Source organism: Schwartzia succinivorans DSM 10502 (assembly GCF_900129225.1).
Taxonomy (GTDB): Bacteria; Bacillota; Negativicutes; order Selenomonadales; family Selenomonadaceae; genus Schwartzia; species Schwartzia succinivorans.
This window is the reverse complement of sequence record NZ_FQUG01000002.1, coordinates 121207-138826: the sequence shown is the minus strand read 5'-3', so window position 1 is coordinate 138826 and position 17620 is coordinate 121207. Positions and strand designations below refer to the sequence as shown.

The window sequence follows — 17620 nt, the reverse complement described above, 5'->3', positions numbered from 1 at the left end:
TTAAATTCTGTGGTTGGAAAGCTCCCTGTACCATTGCTTCATAACAGTGCCTGCCTTTGTTACCCCGTCATCAAAGGCTGCCCTGTAAAGAATTACAAAACCGTCCACGTGAACCTCGCGGACATAGTTTTCCCTGCCATCCTGCAAAAAGAAGTCAAACCGTATTTTTTCATCAGGGAAGCTGAGCGTCACACATTCTCCGGCAGGCACATCCTTCGAATCAATCATTTCATACCTTGCGTTCCTTATGAGCTGCTCCACGTATTTATCAGCTTTTACCTCATCCGAAAAAAATGCCCCCTGCCTTGACATGCCGATTGTGTAGTTTACTCTTGGCCCATAGGCGGTGCGGGCTAGATACATAGCCACGCTGCTGTTGTCATAGGCTTCACGTACAAGTCCCTTGTTGGCCTGTATAAACTCGCCCGGAAGCTCCGTTCCTGCCCACTTGTTCAGACTGCTCCATATTTCACCGTCACGGCGCATATCCTCGTTATTTTTGCGGAACAGGCGTACATCCGTCGGATGCTCAAGGATATAATGGTTCCCCTTTGCATCCTTTGCAAAGACCTCCGCTCCCGACATATCACTGCAGAGCATTTTATGAAGCTTTTTTTCACTGACGCGGCGGATTGTACAGATCCAGCCTGGGCCATTTCTTCGCTCATTCTGCAGCCATGCCGCCGTCACCGATTTCGCCTCGGTGATTGAGAAGAGTCTGCCGTCCTTGTCATCCTTAAGCACCTTCGTACGGAGCAGACTGTCATAATAACCCGGTACAAGCAGCGTCATCCCGTCGTTCTGATACGGAACCATCGCCTCGCACACCGCCGCGCCGAATACAGGCGCAGGAATAAACGACGGCGATACAGCAGTAAGTGAAGCAGTAAGTGAAGCAGCTATTGCAGCCGTAAAGATTGCTTTTCTGATTTTCATTTTCAGCTTACCCCTCTCCGTTTAAGCAATTATGTAATGCAATTTCTAATAACCTACTATCATTTTACTACATTAGAGCAGCATTGGTGAAACTTTATTTTTACAAAAAAAGACCGTCCACAAAAATTGTGAACGGCCCGGAGACAGAGTCTCCGAAGAGTTATGGGAAAGCCCCCTTGAAAGGAAGCTTAATGGGAAGCTCTTTAAACGATTGGCAGACCGAGCTCACGAAGCTCTGCCTTGACCTTGTTGTATTTTGCAAGGAACTCAGGCTTCGGCTGAACTGTCGTAAGGTCGTATGCCGTGCGGAAGTCTCCGCCGACTGTATGCAGCGTGCGGTTGTCGATGAGCGGCTGATATTTCGGCAGAATCTTATTGACAAGCTCGTTTGCCTGTACGCGGGTAAGGCGGGCCTTGCCGACTGCCCTGCCGACCTCTGCAGCAAAGCGCGCGCCAAGTCCGCATGCGTGGTCGAGGCCTGCGCTCTGATGGCCTGTGCCGCCTGCGACAAGAAAGCCGAGAGTTGCGCTGCCGATTGCGCCGGCTGCGGTCTCCCAGAAGTATTCCTCACTGTTGATGCCTGCAGTCTGCTGCCAGGAAGCACCGACGAGGGACGGGAAATGAGTATGCTTGCTGAAGGCCGCGCCGCCATAGTCCGCCACATAAAGAGCGTATTTGCTGGAGTTGCTGAAGTAAAGGGCATCTGTCGGCCATGTGCCGAGAATCGTAGGTTCATACAGCATTACGTATGCAAGAAGGTCAGCAACGCCGTTTACCGCGGAGGTCGCAGGGCCGCCTGCGGCGCCGCCGATGTAGGACTGCAGAATACCCCAGATGTTTGCGCCGTAAGAGTGCCAGAAGTACGCGCGGCTCATCTGATCGTAGTCTGTTTTAAGCTGCGGCATGATGTAGACATGGCGCACGTCACCCTTTTTAACGCCCCAGTACGGATTTGCCGCAGCCATTTCAGCCTGAAGATTAACCGGAGTTGAACCGCCGTCGGGAAGCCCAGGACGTCCGACGCGGCGTTTTACATCATTTACGATGGCGACGTGCTGCTGTTCAGCCATCATTTCAAACGGAGAGCCAGGTTTTACAGGAATACCGTTGATTTCCGTCTTGACACCCTGGAAGTGAACATAATCAATAAGAGGCTCCTGAGCGTATGACAGCGCAACCTTTTCATACAAATCATCGGAAATAGGCCCGAGAATACGTCCCATTGTGCCAACAGGGGTTTTTCCGCTGTCATAATCCTCAAAGCCGCGGTGCGGAATGGTAATAGCATCCTGTCCCTCACCCAGAGTTACCTGAGTCGGCAGGTTCTCAAGTGCTGCATCAACCTCTTCCTCGCTGAAGGTTATACGGCGTTCTGTCGATACGTTCAGAATACCGACATCCAAGAGCAGTTCCTTGCCTGCATTCCAAATAGCATCAAGCTCATCATCGTCAGTCGGGACAACCTTTCCGGGCGCGTACTCAATGCCGTATTTCTTCGTGAGCTCCTTCAGGCGAGGCCAGTAAACCTTAGTATCAAATTCCTTCTGAAATGTAATCGGGCCTGTTTCACCGCGGCCCCAGTATTCGATAAATTTTCCTTTGGATCCATGACTCATAACAATTCCCTCCAACTATATCCATTCAATTTATTTCATATAAAAGCTTGTATTCTTATGCTACGTGAAGCAGCTTCTTTGCAATCTCAACAGTTGCGATCGCATCCTGCCCGTAGCCGTCTGCCTTAATCTGGTCGGCCCACTCCTGCGTTACGACACCGCCGCCAACAAGAACGATGAAATTGTCGCGAACGCCCTTTGCCTCAAGGAAATCAATAAGGTCCTTCTGTACGGGGCGTGTGGTTGACATAAGAGATGCAGCCGCAATGATTTTCGCGTCAAGCTTCTTTGCTTCCTCAAGAAAACGGGACGGGGCGACATCAACACCCAAGTCATGCACATCAAAGCCTGCAGTCGTCAGGAATGTAGCTACCATGTCCTTGCCCACCTGATGTACGTCACCCTGCACGGTGCCGATAACTACCGGGATAGCCTTCTGCCCTTCAGTGTTTCTTTTCTTTATCTCAGGCTCCAGAACACTCAGCGCATTTTTGAAGGCATCCGAGGCCAGCATGATTTCCGGGAGGAATACCTCCATACGCTCAAATTTATCACCCAGCTCGTTGAGTCCGTCAGCAAGAGCGCCTACAGCCTCTACCGGGTCAACGCCTGCTGCCAGTGCTTCATTTGCCGCATCAAGTGCCGCGTCCTCATCGAAGTCAAGAATTGTCTGCTTGAGTTTTTCCAAAATATTTTCTGCCATGATTTATTCCTTCTTTCTTTTCTCTTTACAGTCCTTCAACTGTTTTAACCATTGCTATGATATTTTTAATCGGCGTATCCGGCGCAACCGCGCAGTCCGGGGAGACTGCGTCAACGCCGTCGGCGATGGATTTTTTCACGCCCTGGGCGACATCCTCCTCCGTGCCCTCCAAGAGAGCGCTTATGGGATGAACCGCACCGAATACCGGCGTCGAAATACCATTTTCCTTAAACTTCCTTTTGGCTTCCCTGACATCCACAGCGGACTCAACGCTTATCGCGTCCGCCCCTGTCGCAGCCACATCAAGAATTACCTGATCCAGCTTGCCGCAGATATGGATGATAACAGGAACCCTTTTGTTAATGAAGGAAATCAGCTGTTTTTCGTAGGGTGCCGCAAGCTCCCTGTACGCCTTCGGGCTAATCATATCCAGTGACGCCATCATGTCTTCAATGACGATTGCGTCAGCACCTGCATTGATGACTGCCTCCGCATACTGCTCAGCGGTTTTCTCTGCCGCCTCGAAAAAAGGAGCAAGCTTTTCCGGCTTTCTGAGGCTTGCCTTCAGAAGTGCCGAAACACCGATGATATTCGCCGCCACACTGAACGGGCCTACAATACTTCCCATTACAGCAGTTTCACCGCCAACATCCTGCTTCAACCGACGAATGGCATCGAGTACCGCAGGAATCCTTCCCTTTTCCGTGAAATTCTCCGGGATGACCGGAACATCGTCCACACTCAGGGCAGGCTTTTCAATACTGGGAATCTGCTTCTTTCCTCCATCCTTAATCTTTGAGCCGTATATTTCCGCCTCAACCGTCTGACAGTATGGCACGCGCACCGCGTCAAGATGAAGCACTGTTGCTCCGCCTGCCGCAAGCGCCGCCATTTTCTCACCGTCATAATGAGCCTCAGGCCAACAGGCTCCAGTTTTTTCCATCAACTCATAGGTAGCGTACTGACAAACGGAGAGCACAGGCATTCGGTCCGTCGCCCCGCCGCGTAATGCTGCCAGCAGCCGTTCTTTTCCATTCATTCCATCATCTCCCAAGATACTTTGGATTGCTTTTGAAAAAGAAAGGAGGCTTCAACAGTCCGCTCTTACGGTTCTGTTGAAGCCTCCGGTTTTCCAGTCAGCCATTTCATAGCTAATTGCTATGTTATATATCTTTTGGAATACTATACTGCACATGTGTAACTGTGTCAATACCTTTTTGAAAATTTTTTGAACAAATCCATAGTGTCTTCACAAAAACTTATTCGTCCGTGTTATTCCTGCTTACAGAGCTCAATATTTTTTCCCAAACAGACTCAAAAATCAATCAGTTTATGGTATACTGAAAGCATGAATGAATATTCAGAAATCGAGGCGATGGATATGCAGAATAAAAAGACCTGGTTGTTAATTTTTGCCGGAATTGTTTTGGTCGGAGGAATCATCTGGTATATGCACGAAAGCGCCGCCCAGCGCGAGGCGTCGAAGCATCTTGTATTATCAGGAAATGTTGACGTGCGCGAGGTGACTCTTGCTTTTCGCTCCAATGACCGCATTGAAGAGCTTCTTGCGGAGGAAGGCGACAATGTAAAAAAGGAACAGGTTCTCGGACGCCTCGAAACACGTAGTCTTTCCATACAGCTGGCACAGGTAAAAGCACAGGTAAAGGCACAGGAGAGCGAGGTTGCCAAGCTCCATAACGGAACACGCTATGAAGAGCTGGAGCAGGCAGCCGAAAGAGTCCGTCAGGCAGAGGCCTCCTCTGAGCTGGCTCAGAGCGTACTCGCCCGCAAACAGAAGGTTTATGATGACGTACAGGGCATCAGTGAGCAGGAGCTTGACAGCGCCATTTCAGCGGCAAACGCTGCCCAGGCCCAGACTGAAGCTGCACGCCGTGCCTATGAGGAAGCACTGACAGGACCGCGCGCCGAGGATATTGCTGCCGGTGAAGCACAGCTTGATGCGCTGAAGCAGCAGCAGGCACATATCGAATTTCTGCTTTCAGAAGCGGTGCTCAAGGCCCCGGCTGACGGCGTAATACGCTCACGCATGCACGAACCCGGCGATATGGTTTCCCCGTCCTCAGCCATCTATAAGCTTTCCATCCTCGATAAAAAATGGGTGCGTGTCTATGTAAAGGAAAGCGATCTCGGACGTATCCATGAAGGACAAAGCGCGTCAGTAACGATTGACAGCTTTAAGGATAAATCCATCAAGGGGCAGATCGGATATATTTCCTCCACGGCGGAATTTACTCCGAAAACGGTTCAGACCGATGAGCTTCGTACCTCTCTTCTCTATGAGGTACGCGTTTACCTCGATGATCCCGAAAACATTCTGCGCCTTGGTATGCCTGCAACAGTCCGGGTGGATCTCTGATGAACGCACAAACTGATTACATTGTAAAAACTGAAAATCTTACGAAGGTCTTTCCGCAAAAGGACGGAACCTCCGTCACAGCACTTGCGCCCCTTAACATTGAAGTAAAGAAAGGGGTGCTCTCTGCTCTTATAGGCCCTGACGGCTCTGGAAAAACGACGCTCATGCGCCTTATGGCAGGGCTTATGCTTCCGACTGAGGGGCGCCTTACTGTTCTCGGCAAAAATGTTGCCGAAGAGCCACAGGCAGTGCAGAACGAACTCAGCTACATGCCACAGAAATTCGGTCTTTATGAAGATCTCTCCGTAGAGGAAAACATGAATCTCTATGCCGACCTCCACGGTATCCCTCAGGATATACGTCCGGAACGCTTTGAGCGGCTTTTGAACATGACAGGGCTTTCTCCTTTTACAAAACGGCTTGCCGGAAAGCTCTCAGGCGGCATGAAGCAGAAGCTCGGGCTTGCCTGTACGCTGGTTCGCTCCCCGTCTCTGCTGCTTTTGGACGAGCCAACTGTCGGAGTAGATCCGCTTTCGCGGCGTGAGCTTTGGGAAATTCTCAAAAGTCTTGTGGCAAGCGACCCTATTTCCATTTTTGTTAACACCTCCTACATGGACGAAGCAGAAATGTGCGCCGATGTTTTTGTCATGAACAGGGGGCGCGTTTTGATGGAGGGCACACCTGCCGATATACGCGCTCTGGCGAAGAATCTCTGCTTTTCCGTTGAGCCTCCCGAAACTGTTCCCACCCGTGTTCTGCAAAGCCTTCTGCTGGATGACTCGGAGCATATAATCGATGCTGTTCCCGATGGAGGACGCGTTCATTTCATCACGCGCGGGGCGGAGCAAAGTCCCGTCCTTGATAATTTTTCACTTACTGCAGAGGCTGTTCCCGAGCGTCTTGAAGACGGCTTTATGCTGCTAATGCACAAGGACCTTAAGGAAAATCCCGACCTCTCCGCTCCTGCCGTCCAAAGCCGCGACGATAAAATCCTCAAGGAACAGAAACGCATTACCTCTGACGCAGGACTTCCTGTCGATATAGAGGTCAAGAATCTCGTTCGCAAATTTGGTGATTTTACCGCCGTTGCAAATACCTCATTTTCCGTTCATCAGGGAGAAATATTCGGCCTATTAGGTCCTAACGGCGCAGGCAAAACCACGACCTTCCGCATGCTCTGCGGACTTCTCCCTGCAACCAGCGGCTATCTCAATGTCGCAGGGGTTGACCTTTCCGTTTCCCGTACAAAGGCCCGTGAAAAATTAGGCTACGTGGCGCAGAAATTTTCTCTTTACGGAAATCTGAGCGTGCTTGAAAACCTGCGCTTTTTCGGCGGTGCCTACGGCCTCAGCGGAGAGACACTGAAAAAACGCATCAATGAGGTCATTGATGAATTTTCCCTGCACGGCAGGGAGAACGATGCCGCGGAATCTCTTCCGGGCGGCTACAAACAGCGTCTTTCCATGGCAGCTGCCCTCATGCACAAGCCGAAAATTCTGTTTCTTGACGAACCTACAAGCGGAATAGACCCCCTCGCACGGCGTCAGTTCTGGCGGCAGATTACTGATCTCTCCGCCCACGGAACAACCATCATAATCACAACCCACTTCATGGAGGAGGCCGAATACTGCGACCGAATCATGATACAGGATCAGGGAAGACTTTTTGCCATCGGAAGCCCTGAAGGGATTCGTGATGAGCTTGGGCTGAAGCATGCGCCCATGAATGAGGTGTTCATCACAATAGTTGAAAACGGCAGAAAGGAGGAGCACAAGTGAACGATTTCTCAGGCTTTTCCCGCCGTCTGCGGGCGCTCGTTTACAAAGAATTTCTGCAGCTCATCAGGGACAACAGCAGCCTTCTTCTCGGCATAGCTCTGCCCCTTGTGCTTATACTCCTCATCGGCTACGGCATATCACTGGATGTAAAAAATGTCCCCACCGCCGTAGTGCTGGAGGACCCCTCTCCAACAGCCCAGGACAGTGTGAGCTTCCTCACAGGTTCAGATTATTTCAACCCGCGCTACGTCACCTCCATGAAGGAAGCAGAAATACTCATGGAACAGCGCAAGGCAGATGTTATTCTCCGCATACCGCCGGACTTTACTGAAAAGCTTGAGCACGGCGAAGCAAAAATACAGGCGATTCTATACGGAGTCGAGACTACCACCTCCATGACTGTACAGGGCTATCTCGAAACGGGCCTTGCATCGTGGCTTGAAGCAAGACAGGGAAGTACTCACGGTGCTGTCATAGTAACCCGCATGTGGTTCAATGATGCTAATACAAGCTCCTGGTTTTTCGTCCCGGGCCTCATAATGCTCATAATGACAATTGTAGGCGTATTCCTGACTGCCGTTGTCATGGCGCGTGAATGGGAACGCGGCACCTTTGAATCCCTTTTTGTAACACCCGTGCAAGCAGCAGAGCTGATTCTCGCAAAAATGATTCCTTATTTCTGCGTTGCCATGGCAGGAATGCTTCTGTGTCTTGTTGCAGGCCATTATCTTTACGGAGTACCGCTGCGAGGCTCAATCATTTTAATTCTTGCCGTTTCCATGCTCTTCCTTATTGTTGCTCTCGGAATCGGTCTGGTTATTTCAGCACTTACAAAAAATCAGTTTAACGCCTGCCAGCTGGCACTGCTTGTTACATTCATGCCATCTGTAATGATTTCGGGATTTCTTTTCGACATGCATTCACAGCCTATAGTTATTCAGGCAGTAGGACAGCTTTTCCCGACAACATATTACTTAATACTGCTGAAATCCCTGTTCCTTTCAGGCAACAATTTTCCTCTTATCATAAAAAATTCTCTGATATTGGTAGTTTATGCCGTCTTATTCTTAGGCCTTGCCTTTCACATAACAAGAAAGAGGGTAGAGGAATGAATTTCGAGTCCCTTCGTGCATTTTTCATACACCTGCGTTTTATCTGCGAAAAGGAGCTTCTTGCAACCTTCAAGGATAAAACCGCCCGTCAGCTGCTCCTTGCTCCCGTTTTGCTCCAAGGACTTCTTTTCGGATATGGCGCTACTTACAACCTTGATCAGGTTCCCTTTGCGGTTCTTGACATGAGCCATACAAAGGAAAGCACCTCCCTGATAGCACACATTGACGGAACAACAGCCTTCTCCCGCGTAAAAACGCTGTATTCTACCAATGAGATTGCGGGAGCCATGGACAGCGAAGACGTCATGGTTGTAATCGTTATACCGTCGGATTTCGAATCAAAGCTTGCCCATAACGAGCAGGCCCCTGTCCAGCTCATCACCGATGGATGCAATACCATGACAGCAGGACTTGTTGCCTCCTACATTGGGCGAATAACTGCAGCCTGGAACGCAGAAAACATCGGCACTCCGCCAATTGAGCTTATAACCCGCACCTGGTTCAATCCAAACCAGACAACAAGATGGGCGTTCCTTCCTGGACTCATTGGCATGATAAGCTTCACACAGGTCATCATGCTTGCAGGGCTTTCAATAGCAAAAGAAAAAGAACAGGGAACCTTTGACCAGCTCCTTGTCGCGCCCTTTTCACAGCTTGAAATACTCGTTGGCAAGGCACTTCCGCCTATGCTCATAGGAATGTTTCAGAGCACTGTTCTTTTTCTGCTGGCGCTGTTCTGGTTCGAAATTCCGTTTTCGGGCTCTGTTCTCCTGCTTTATCTCACACTATTTATTTTCGTGCTGAGTTCCACAGGCATCGGGCTTACCATCTCCGCAATATCAAACAGCATGCAGCAGGTTCTCGTTTACGTCTTTGTACTTCTGCTTCCTCTGTCACTTCTTTCCGGAATTGCGACTCCCATCCATAACATGCCTGAGGCACTGCAGATTTTCACCTACGCAGATCCGCTCCGCTTTGCCACTGATGCTCTTCGCCGCATATATCTTGAGGGGGCAGGTCTTAAAAACATTTACCACGACTTCATCCCCATGCTCTGCGTTGCAGCCATAACCCTGCCATTCGCAGGCTGGCTGTTCAGGAATAAGACAACCTGATAATGTATTACAAAGCCCTCCCCTGAGAGGGCTTTTTTATTTCACATCTTCGTCAGACCAAACAACCATGAGTCGAAATCTCCAAAAATTCACACTTTCGTTGACATACGGGATACGGTATGGTATTCTTTTATAAATCATAGTTCACAGCTATGAAAGGTGGGTATATATGGCAGCAGAAAAGAAAGCCTTGGAAAGCATAAATCCTCAGGCTATGAAATACATTCGTCAGGCTCTCTCGGAAATCTGTTTCGGTGAGCTGATACTTGTGGCGCAGGATTCACGGCTCATACAGATAGAACGGAACGAAAAAATCCGCATTCAGCAGAATGCTCCCTCATGTCAGAGAAAAGCCTTTGAGGAAAAAGAGCTTTCCTTCCTTGAGGAGAAGATAAGAGCCTCATTTAAAAATCTCGATTACGGGCAGCTTGTAATCGTCATAAAGGATGGAAAGGTAAAACAGATGGACCGCACTATAAGAAGCCGTTTCACCGGAATGGACGGTGAAGGCATCTAGAAAACAGACATTAAAAGGGAGCGTGAAAAATCCCCGCCCCCTTTTAATGTCTGTTTTTCTGTACACAAAAAGACCGCGCCGAAGCGCGGTCCTTTATTATTTTCGATTCAGTTATCAGAAGAAGAAGTTCAGCTCTGTGAAGAGTCTGTGAGCCTTCGTGTTGTTCTCATCCATTTCCTTGCCTGTGAAGTACTTGACAGTACCCTGGATATTCTTGTCAAAGACATAGTCAACGCCGAACTCCCAGCCCTTTTGGTTGCGCTGAATTGCATCGTATGTTGGGAGCCATACAGAAGCCATGCCGAGCTTACGATATGCAGCGAAGATACCGAAGGAGCCCTTCTTGGACGGATCTGCGCCCTTGTAGTCGAGCTCAACAGTCCAAGCACGTTTTGCATTTTTATACGTTAACTCATCGTCTTTCTGTGTGTTGGAAGCAGCCGTGTTCCAAGCATAAGCACCCTTCAATGCAACATTGTCCGTGAACTTGTAGCCGAGACCAAGAGTCCAGATGTTAAGGTCATGGTTTTCGCCCTTGTCGCCAACTGCAATCTCCTTGTTAGCGAAGTGATGGAAGCCAACACCGTATGTGAATTTAGCATCGCGGTCGTTGTATACCTCAATGCTCTGGTAGCTTGCTGTAATGGAATCGATTTCATCGTCCGCTCCACGAACATAACCAAAATCATCATAACGAGCACGACCAACTGAGAGAGCAACCTTCAGGTTTTTGCCGAAGACTACCTGGCCGCCTGCGATATTGTCATCGAAAATCATACCGTCATCAACCATGGAGTACATTGGAAGCTTACCAAGGTTGATAGTTGTGTTGCCATACTGGCCTTCAACCCATACACGCTCAACCTGAACAGTTGTATTGTTCTTACCCGTATCCATGTTATTCTTTTCATCATCTGTGCCGTAGTCGATACGTGCATGACCTGTCCAGTGGTTGTTGATTGTCATGGACGGCTCAAGACGGAGGATAACCTGGTTCGTGTTCGTATGATCCGGGTCGTTCTCTTTACGGGAATTTATATAACGATAACGAACCGTGCCGTTCCATTTAACGTTGTCGACCTTCTTCTCGAGAGCAGCAACGCGAACGCCAAGAGCATTGAGTTCATCAGCGAACTCAGCAGCCAGCTTGTCGATCATAGCTTTGTCAGCTGCGGAAACGCCGCTCTTTGCCATAGCGCGTGCAACCATCTGAGCCATCTCATAACGAGTGATTTCCTGGTCGCCACGGTATGTGCCGTCGCCATAGCCTTCGATGACGCCGTCAGCAGCGAGCTGAGCAACAGCATCATAAGCCCAATGGTCTGCAGCAACATCCTCGAACGGATTAGCTGCTGCAAAAGTTGTGGATGCAGCGCCGACTACGAGTGCAGTCGTCAGTGCAGATACGAGTGATTTTTTCATTACGAAAAACCTCCTAAAAATATATAGAAATGAATTTGGCGTGGAATTCATTTCTCCGCTTCAGGAGGCCCCTTTACGAGTTTCCATGTTTCCTCACATGACGCCGTCCGTCCGACAGAAAAAGAAATCCAAGTGTTATTATAGTACAAACCGAAAGGAAATGCAAGTTTTTGAAAATATTTCTCAAAAATACGTATAGAGGTATACATTAAAGTATACCTCTATACATGGATTAATATGTTTCACACCGCAGGCTGCGGCTCCTTTTTAATGCTGCGTAAGCTCCAAACACCTTCCTCAAGATGAAGCTCCTGCTCATGCTGACTGAAAAGCGTGCCCCTGTGTCCAACACTTAAAATACCTGTATTGGGAAGCTCCTCCCGCAAAAGCTCATACAGCCTCTGCTCTCTCGGTTCATCAAGGGCACTGGTCGCCTCGTCAAGGAATACCCAGTCAGGCCGCGTGATGAGAATACGGGCGAAAGCAATTCTCTGCTGCTCACCGAGAGAAAGAATCCGGCTCCAGTCATCAACCGTATCAAGCTTATCAACAAAATGAGCCAAATCCACACGCTTAAGAACATCCTTAAGGCTGTCGTCAGTTATACTTCCGTCATCCGGCATAGGATAACACAACGCACGCCGCAGTGTACCGAGCGGAAGATACGGACGCTGCGGCAGGAACAATACCTTATCATCATTTTTGACGTACATTGCACCTTTCCCGAAGGGCCATATTCCTGCAAGTGTGCGAAGAAGCGTGCTTTTTCCGCAGCCTGAAGCACCTGTAACAAGAAGTCGACTTCCCCGTGGGAAAGCCAGTGAGCAGGGTGTCACGAGCTGCCTTCCGTCAGGAAGCGCAACAGCAACCTCCGCAAGCACAAGCTCTTCTCTGTCTCCGTCAATTCGTGAAACCGCAGGCTTTAGCGCTTCTACCTCATCAAGATGTTCAGTAAAGCCGTTGAGTCGGTATATAACAGCAATAAGCTGAGCGATTGTGTCATAAACTGTTACAAAATATGAAAGCGCATCCTGTACGCGGCCGAAGGCGCTGACCGTCTGCATAAGACCACCCAGCTGCATAGCCCCTCCGAAATATCTGGGTGCTGCCAGCACAAGAGGCGCGATTATGGCAAGCTGTGCATAAAAATTTGAATAGAAATTCAAAAACTTAGTCTGCCTCATTAGCGCACGGAAATTATTTATGACATTTCCGAAACGCTCCCTAAAGCCCACACGTTCAGCATCCTCGCCTCGATAAAAAGCAATGCTTTCACTGTTTTCACGCACACGTGTCATGGAAAAACGGAAATCAGCCTCATACCGCTGCTGGTCATAGTTCAGTCGGATGAGCTTACGCCCCACAAGATGGGCAAACCATGTTCCGAGTCCCGAATACAGAAGCGAAAACCAAAGCATATATCCATAAATCTGAAAATTCCAGCTCCCTACAGGGACCTCAATAACACCCGAAAGATTCCACAATACAACCGCAAATGCAGCCAATGTGGTGAGCTGCTTCAAAATGTTCACCAGAAGGCCGAGGGTCAAACTAACAAACTGGTTGATGTCATCCTGAATACGCTGGTCAGGGTTGTCCATGTCGCTCCCCACTACCTGCAGCCTGTAATAGGACTGTCCGTTGAGCCATGCACTGACATACCGCTTCGTCATCCATGTTCTCCATCGTATCTGCAAAAGCTGCTGGAGATAGATTGCGTAGACTGCAATCACAATATGAAGCAGCGCAAGCGCTGTAAATTGTCCGAGAAGCGGCCAAAAAAGTTCGTAGTTATAAGCCTGAAGCGCGTCGTAAAAATCCTTGTACCATTCATTTATAAGTACTACGAGATAGACCATAGCAAAATTCAAGGAAATAACAACGCCAAGAAGTCCGCAGGCCTTCCATTTTTCTTCTGAATGCCAATAGCCATGGAAAAGATTCCAGAAGCCACGCAGGAAATGCGCCTTTTTCATAAATTCACCTTTCTTTTCTGCTTTTTTGCAACAGAAAAGACCATGCCGTAAATTTTCGGCACAGTCTTTTCATCAGTCCTTAATATCCTTAGGAGCTATACAGACCACACTGCCATCTGTCTCCTTATAGACAGCTTCCTTTATCATCGCGTTGCGGAGCATGCGCCGGCACAAAAGACACGGTTTACCCGATGCCAGCGTTCCGTCAGAATTAAAGCCCACGATATATATAGTAGCTCCCTGCATTTTTACAGGGTCCGCATTAATTATAGCATTTTGTTCAGCATGAACAGCTACACAAAGCTCATAGTTCTGCCCTTTAGGAACATGCAGGCGCTCACGCTCACAGATACCGGTATCAATGCAGTTTGCTTCGCCGCGCGGTGCGCCATTGTAACCTGTACTGATGATAATTCTATCCTTTACTATAATCGCACCGTACTGTCTTCTCAGACACGTAGAACGGCGTCCCACCGCCGCCGCTATGTCGAGAAAATACTCTGTCCACTCAGGACGCTCCTTTTTTTCCGGCATGTATTTTTCACTCCTTTAAAAATCCCCCAGGCGTCGTGGGACTCATCTTCGATTGATTAAATAACGCTGTCCCAAAATAATGGCTGCATAATCATCTATCGGAACCGGCGGAACCTGCATGCTTGTCGGGAAAAATCGTCTCCAGCCTGTAGGAGGATTTTCCTCCCAATAGGCCCGCTTCGCATCATCCGTTGTACGGTACTCGTCCGCCTCATGGACAGAAAGCTCCGGAAACTCCTCCCGTATAGCCGCCTGTGCGCTTTTGCTTGAGGTTCCGTTGCCTATGACCAGAAGCGAGGGTTTATAACGCTCAACACGCTCCTTCAGTTCCTCCGTAAGCCAGACGGTGGCAATGACGGAATGCTCCTTAACCTCTCCGTTTTCTCTCAGAACAGCTATCCCGCATTTTTCTCTTCCGGGATCAACGGCTATTATCATTTCAGGGCTCCTTTGTACTTAGTTTGAAGAATCAGAAGTAAAGCCGGACTCCAGCTTTATATTAAGCCGCAGTGGGCCGAGAGCATCCGTATCATCACGGGCATACGCGCTCAAAATAATATCACCGGATATCGGCACAAGCGCCTGCACAACATCAAAGAACTGTGAGCCCTCCATAACACCGACGGAGCCGCGTATAGGGTCCGGCAGAATACCACGGTCTGTTGCCGCGAGGTTCACATCCTTCAGGAAACTCATGACCGTATTCTCAGCCTCTGAACTATCCCCTGCAGTGATACGGAACGGCCGAGCTATAATAAATTCATTTTTCCTGTAGATAATCGAATTTTTGAACAACTGAAGGTTTGTACGGACAGGCTCTCCGGCAATAAGATTTCCAGCTGCAACTATACGGACAACCATATCATTTTTACCTGACGAAATCGTTTCTACTGCTTTATCGTATTCAGGCTGATAAATCCAAATGCTGCTGTTTTCATCATTCACGCCAAGCCGCTGGGTCGTATTCCGGTTCGCCAGGACTATAAGAGATTCCATATCCTCACGGATCTCTTCCTTCGACCGGCCGCCCTCAATAACTCCGCTGGCAACAACCTCTCCTGCACGGAAAACAATATCTCCTTCGCGCATCGTCTGCAGGCCCTGCCGTAGAAGCTCAGAACGCTGCTCCAGTGATTTGTTGTCGGCTTCAAGCGCTGTATTTTCTGAAGAAAGCGCGTCATTCTTTGAAAGCAGCGCACCCTTTTCAGCTTCAAGTGCGGCATTGCCTGCCTCAAGTTCGGATGCTCTTGCTGCAAGCTTCTCCTGCTTTGACTGCAGCTTTTCTATTTCTTCCCGTGAATCCTTCAGCTTCTCCTCAGCCTTCTTCTGCTGCTCCTCAGCTGCAGAAAGCTTCACGCCTGCCGTATTCAGACGTTCCTGTGTCTCCTGCATTGCCCTGTTCAGTTTTTCCATACCGAAAAGTGCCGTGCGCACGTCCTTTGAGACAGCCGCCATTACGCCGAAGGTCATAGTCGTAATACAAATACCTGTGATAATGGTAACAATGACAGAGGTATGCCGCGGGCGCAGTCCGAAAAGAGACAGCTTTTTCTTGCCCACCTTTGTTCCGACGCGATCGCCGATAAAAGCAATCACACCGCCGGTTATAACAAGAACCACAATGAGCACAACTCCGTACATTGTTTTCCCCCCATTCACTGTACTTAGCTTACTTTTCTTACCTTGATGCCTTCCACATAAGATATACACCCGCTATGAGACCGACGATATTCGGAATCCAGACCGCAAACATGGCAGGAAGCGTCCCCCCCTGTGCAAAAGCGCCTCCCATAGTCATAAGCGAGTAGTATATGAAAATAATCACTATACTGAGAGCAAAGCCACGTGAAGAGCTTGCGCGGTTTGGCTGAAGGCCAAGCGGAATACCCACCAGCGCAAAGATAAAGCTGGCAAACGGTACAGTAAAGCGCTGATGGAATTCAGCCTCCATCTTTCTGGAATTTACAAACTGCCCCTTTAGAAGCTTAATTGTCTCACGAAGCTCACGGATTGTCATTTCCTCAGGTCTCTTCTGTGAACGGACAATCTGACGCGGGCTGTCATTGATTGGAAGCAGCTGCGTATCAAAGTGCATCAGGTGCTGGGCAGCGCCCTCTTCCTTCGGAATATCGTATATTACGCCCTGATGCATCGTCCATGTTCCATTCTTCCACTCTGCATACTCAGCATTTTCTACATGGCTCACCTTTCCATTTTCGAAAAGCTGCATTGTAATATTCTGCATCTGCTCGGTGGACGCGTCATAACGGCGCGCGTATATGAGACGGTTAATAACACCGCTCTTGATGTCCTTAAGAATAATATGGTCCTGTGACTGCGGTGCCGTATTACCCTTGATTTCGTAGTTCAGAACTCTTGTGTACGCCTCGTTGGACCAGGGCACAATATATTCATTGAACCACACAGCAAAAAAACTCACAACCAGACCAAGAAGAAGTCCCGGTGCCGCAATTCTCCAAAAGCTGACGCCGCATGACTTCATAGCCGTAATCTCGCTGGAGCTTGACAATCTTCCGAATGCCAGGAGCGTCCCGAGCAGCATGGACATAGGGAATGTCCAGATTACAGCCCCCGGAAGGCTGAGAACAAAAATTTTTATGCAGGAGCTAAGCGAAGCCCCATATTCTGTCATATACTGTGCGATTCGAAACAGTGTTCCGGATCCCACAAATACTGTTGTAAACGCCGCAATACCAAACAGAAAGGTGAAGAACACCTCACGGAAAATATAGCGGTCTAAAAGCCGAATATGCATTATTTCCTATACTCCTACAGGGTGAAATTGTCACCCAGATAAAATTTCTTTGCAAGCTCATCGTTTGCAATCTTGTGACGGTCGCCTTCCAAAAGGATTTCCCCGTTGTTTAATATATACGCCCTGTCAACGATACGCAGCGTCTCCCTGACGTTATGGTCCGTAATAAGGATTCCAATACCACGCTTTCTCAGATATTCAATAATTCCCTGAATATCCGCAACGGCAATCGGATCAACCCCGGCAAACGGCTCATCCAGCAGGATGAATTTAGGCTCAAGCGCGAGACAGCGCGCGATTTCAACACGGCGGCGCTCGCCTCCGGAAAGCTCCGTTCCTTTGCGCTCCCGGACATGTGCTACGTGAAATTCCTCCAGAAGATCCGACATTTTCTGCCGACATTCCTTTTTACCGGCTCCCGTCATCTCCAAAATAGCCATGAGATTTTCCTCGACGGTCAGCTTACGGAATATTGATGCCTCCTGTGCCAGATAGCTTACTCCCATCTGCGCGCGCACATGCATCGGTAAATTTCCGATTGGCTTGTCGTCCAGAAAAACCTCTCCGGAGGTCGGACGCTCAATGCCGATAATCATGTAAAAGGTCGTCGTCTTACCGGCACCGTTAGGTCCAAGAAGGCCGACTATCTCACCTGTCTTCATCTTGATTGACACATGGTCAACGGCGTTCCGATTCTTATATGTTTTTACTAAGTCTCTTGCTTCGATATACAAACCGTAAAACTCCTTTGTTCCTTA

16 protein-coding genes are annotated in these 17620 nt (G+C 49.0%); 5 read left to right on the top strand and 11 right to left on the bottom strand.

From position 1 onward, the window contains the following. From BUA83_RS00590 to BUA83_RS00575, 4 genes are all read right to left on the bottom strand, one after another. Complete coding sequence (locus BUA83_RS00590; protein ID WP_072934250.1) at positions 1-936, bottom strand: hypothetical protein; 936 nt, start codon at positions 934-936, stop codon at positions 1-3. A 203-nt stretch (positions 937-1139) separates the two neighbouring features. Beyond that, on the bottom strand, positions 1140-2552 hold the full coding sequence (locus BUA83_RS00585; RefSeq protein WP_072934249.1) for a monomethylamine:corrinoid methyltransferase: 1413 nt from the start codon (positions 2550-2552) through the stop codon (positions 1140-1142). 55 nt (positions 2553-2607) lie between these two features. Then, on the bottom strand, positions 2608-3255 hold the full coding sequence (locus BUA83_RS00580; RefSeq protein ID WP_072934248.1) for a cobalamin B12-binding domain-containing protein: 648 nt from the start codon (positions 3253-3255) through the stop codon (positions 2608-2610). Positions 3256-3280: 25 nt separating this feature from the next. Beyond that, positions 3281-4294 (bottom strand): MtaA/CmuA family methyltransferase, encoded by a 1014-nt coding sequence (locus BUA83_RS00575; RefSeq protein WP_072934247.1) that lies wholly within the window; start codon positions 4292-4294, stop codon positions 3281-3283. Between the two features lie 309 nt (positions 4295-4603). Here BUA83_RS00575 and BUA83_RS00570 point away from each other — a divergent pair, with 309 nt between their 5' ends. The 5 genes from BUA83_RS00570 (at position 4604) to BUA83_RS00550 (ending at position 10154) form a co-directional block, all read left to right on the top strand. Next, the gene (locus tag BUA83_RS00570) at positions 4604-5632 is read left to right on the top strand and encodes an HlyD family secretion protein (protein ID WP_234988179.1); all 1029 of its coding nucleotides are present in this window, start codon (positions 4604-4606) and stop codon (positions 5630-5632) included. After that, a complete protein-coding gene (locus BUA83_RS00565) occupies positions 5632-7410 on the top strand; it encodes an ATP-binding cassette domain-containing protein (protein WP_072934246.1) in 1779 nt (592 codons plus the stop codon). The genes BUA83_RS00570 and BUA83_RS00565 overlap by 1 nt, the downstream gene beginning before the upstream one ends. Then, positions 7407-8522, top strand: coding sequence for an ABC transporter permease (locus tag BUA83_RS00560; protein WP_072934245.1), 1116 nt, complete (start codon positions 7407-7409; stop codon positions 8520-8522). The genes BUA83_RS00565 and BUA83_RS00560 overlap by 4 nt, the downstream gene beginning before the upstream one ends. Next, on the top strand, positions 8519-9637 hold the full coding sequence (locus BUA83_RS00555) for an ABC transporter permease (protein ID WP_072934244.1): 1119 nt from the start codon (positions 8519-8521) through the stop codon (positions 9635-9637). The genes BUA83_RS00560 and BUA83_RS00555 overlap by 4 nt, the downstream gene beginning before the upstream one ends. 169 nt (positions 9638-9806) lie before the next feature. Continuing rightward, a complete protein-coding gene (locus BUA83_RS00550) occupies positions 9807-10154 on the top strand; it encodes a YezD family protein (protein ID WP_072934243.1) in 348 nt (115 codons plus the stop codon). A gap of 114 nt (positions 10155-10268) precedes the next feature. Here BUA83_RS00550 and BUA83_RS00545 read toward each other — a convergent pair whose 3' ends face one another. From BUA83_RS00545 to lptB, 7 genes are all read right to left on the bottom strand, one after another. Next, on the bottom strand, positions 10269-11576 hold the full coding sequence (locus tag BUA83_RS00545; protein ID WP_072934242.1) for an S-layer homology domain-containing protein: 1308 nt from the start codon (positions 11574-11576) through the stop codon (positions 10269-10271). A gap of 242 nt (positions 11577-11818) precedes the next feature. Beyond that, positions 11819-13552, bottom strand: a complete 1734-nt coding sequence (locus BUA83_RS00540) for an ABC transporter ATP-binding protein/permease (RefSeq protein ID WP_072934241.1) — start codon at positions 13550-13552, stop codon at positions 11819-11821. A gap of 72 nt (positions 13553-13624) precedes the next feature. Continuing rightward, positions 13625-14086: a deoxycytidylate deaminase gene (locus BUA83_RS00535; protein WP_072934240.1), complete on the bottom strand. Its 462-nt coding sequence runs from the start codon at positions 14084-14086 to the stop codon at positions 13625-13627. A 42-nt stretch (positions 14087-14128) separates the two neighbouring features. After that, positions 14129-14524, bottom strand: coding sequence for a RuvC family protein (locus BUA83_RS00530; RefSeq protein ID WP_072934239.1), 396 nt, complete (start codon positions 14522-14524; stop codon positions 14129-14131). Positions 14525-14542: 18 nt separating this feature from the next. Then, a complete protein-coding gene (locus BUA83_RS00525) occupies positions 14543-15727 on the bottom strand; it encodes a DUF3084 domain-containing protein (RefSeq protein WP_072934238.1) in 1185 nt (394 codons plus the stop codon). 37 nt (positions 15728-15764) lie between these two features. Continuing rightward, the gene (locus BUA83_RS00520; RefSeq protein ID WP_072934237.1) at positions 15765-16862 is read right to left on the bottom strand and encodes an LptF/LptG family permease; all 1098 of its coding nucleotides are present in this window, start codon (positions 16860-16862) and stop codon (positions 15765-15767) included. 14 nt (positions 16863-16876) lie between these two features. Then, the gene (gene lptB / locus BUA83_RS00515) at positions 16877-17596 is read right to left on the bottom strand and encodes an LPS export ABC transporter ATP-binding protein (protein ID WP_072934236.1); all 720 of its coding nucleotides are present in this window, start codon (positions 17594-17596) and stop codon (positions 16877-16879) included. Positions 17597-17620 lie beyond the last annotated feature (24 nt).

Excerpts from the sequence above, each read along its gene's own strand:
- BUA83_RS00575 (WP_072934247.1), bottom strand. The coding sequence starts at position 4,294 with ATGAATGGAAAAGAACGGCTGCTGGCAGCATTACGCGGCGGGGCGACG.
- BUA83_RS00540 (WP_072934241.1), bottom strand. The coding sequence starts at position 13,552 with ATGAAAAAGGCGCATTTCCTGCGTGGCTTCTGGAATCTTTTCCATGGC.
- BUA83_RS00570 (WP_234988179.1), top strand. The coding sequence starts at position 4,604 with ATGAATGAATATTCAGAAATCGAGGCGATGGATATGCAGAATAAAAAG.
- BUA83_RS00545 (WP_072934242.1), bottom strand. The coding sequence starts at position 11,576 with ATGAAAAAATCACTCGTATCTGCACTGACGACTGCACTCGTAGTCGGC.
- BUA83_RS00525 (WP_072934238.1), bottom strand. The coding sequence starts at position 15,727 with ATGTACGGAGTTGTGCTCATTGTGGTTCTTGTTATAACCGGCGGTGTG.
- BUA83_RS00565 (WP_072934246.1), top strand. The coding sequence starts at position 5,632 with ATGAACGCACAAACTGATTACATTGTAAAAACTGAAAATCTTACGAAG.
- BUA83_RS00580 (WP_072934248.1), bottom strand. The coding sequence starts at position 3,255 with ATGGCAGAAAATATTTTGGAAAAACTCAAGCAGACAATTCTTGACTTC.
- BUA83_RS00590 (WP_072934250.1), bottom strand. The coding sequence starts at position 936 with ATGAAAATCAGAAAAGCAATCTTTACGGCTGCAATAGCTGCTTCACTT.
- BUA83_RS00535 (WP_072934240.1), bottom strand. The coding sequence starts at position 14,086 with ATGCCGGAAAAAAAGGAGCGTCCTGAGTGGACAGAGTATTTTCTCGAC.
- BUA83_RS00585 (WP_072934249.1), bottom strand. The coding sequence starts at position 2,552 with ATGAGTCATGGATCCAAAGGAAAATTTATCGAATACTGGGGCCGCGGT.
- BUA83_RS00520 (WP_072934237.1), bottom strand. The coding sequence starts at position 16,862 with ATGCATATTCGGCTTTTAGACCGCTATATTTTCCGTGAGGTGTTCTTC.
- BUA83_RS00530 (WP_072934239.1), bottom strand. The coding sequence starts at position 14,524 with ATGATAATAGCCGTTGATCCCGGAAGAGAAAAATGCGGGATAGCTGTT.
- BUA83_RS00555 (WP_072934244.1), top strand. The coding sequence starts at position 8,519 with ATGAATTTCGAGTCCCTTCGTGCATTTTTCATACACCTGCGTTTTATC.
- BUA83_RS00550 (WP_072934243.1), top strand. The coding sequence starts at position 9,807 with ATGGCAGCAGAAAAGAAAGCCTTGGAAAGCATAAATCCTCAGGCTATG.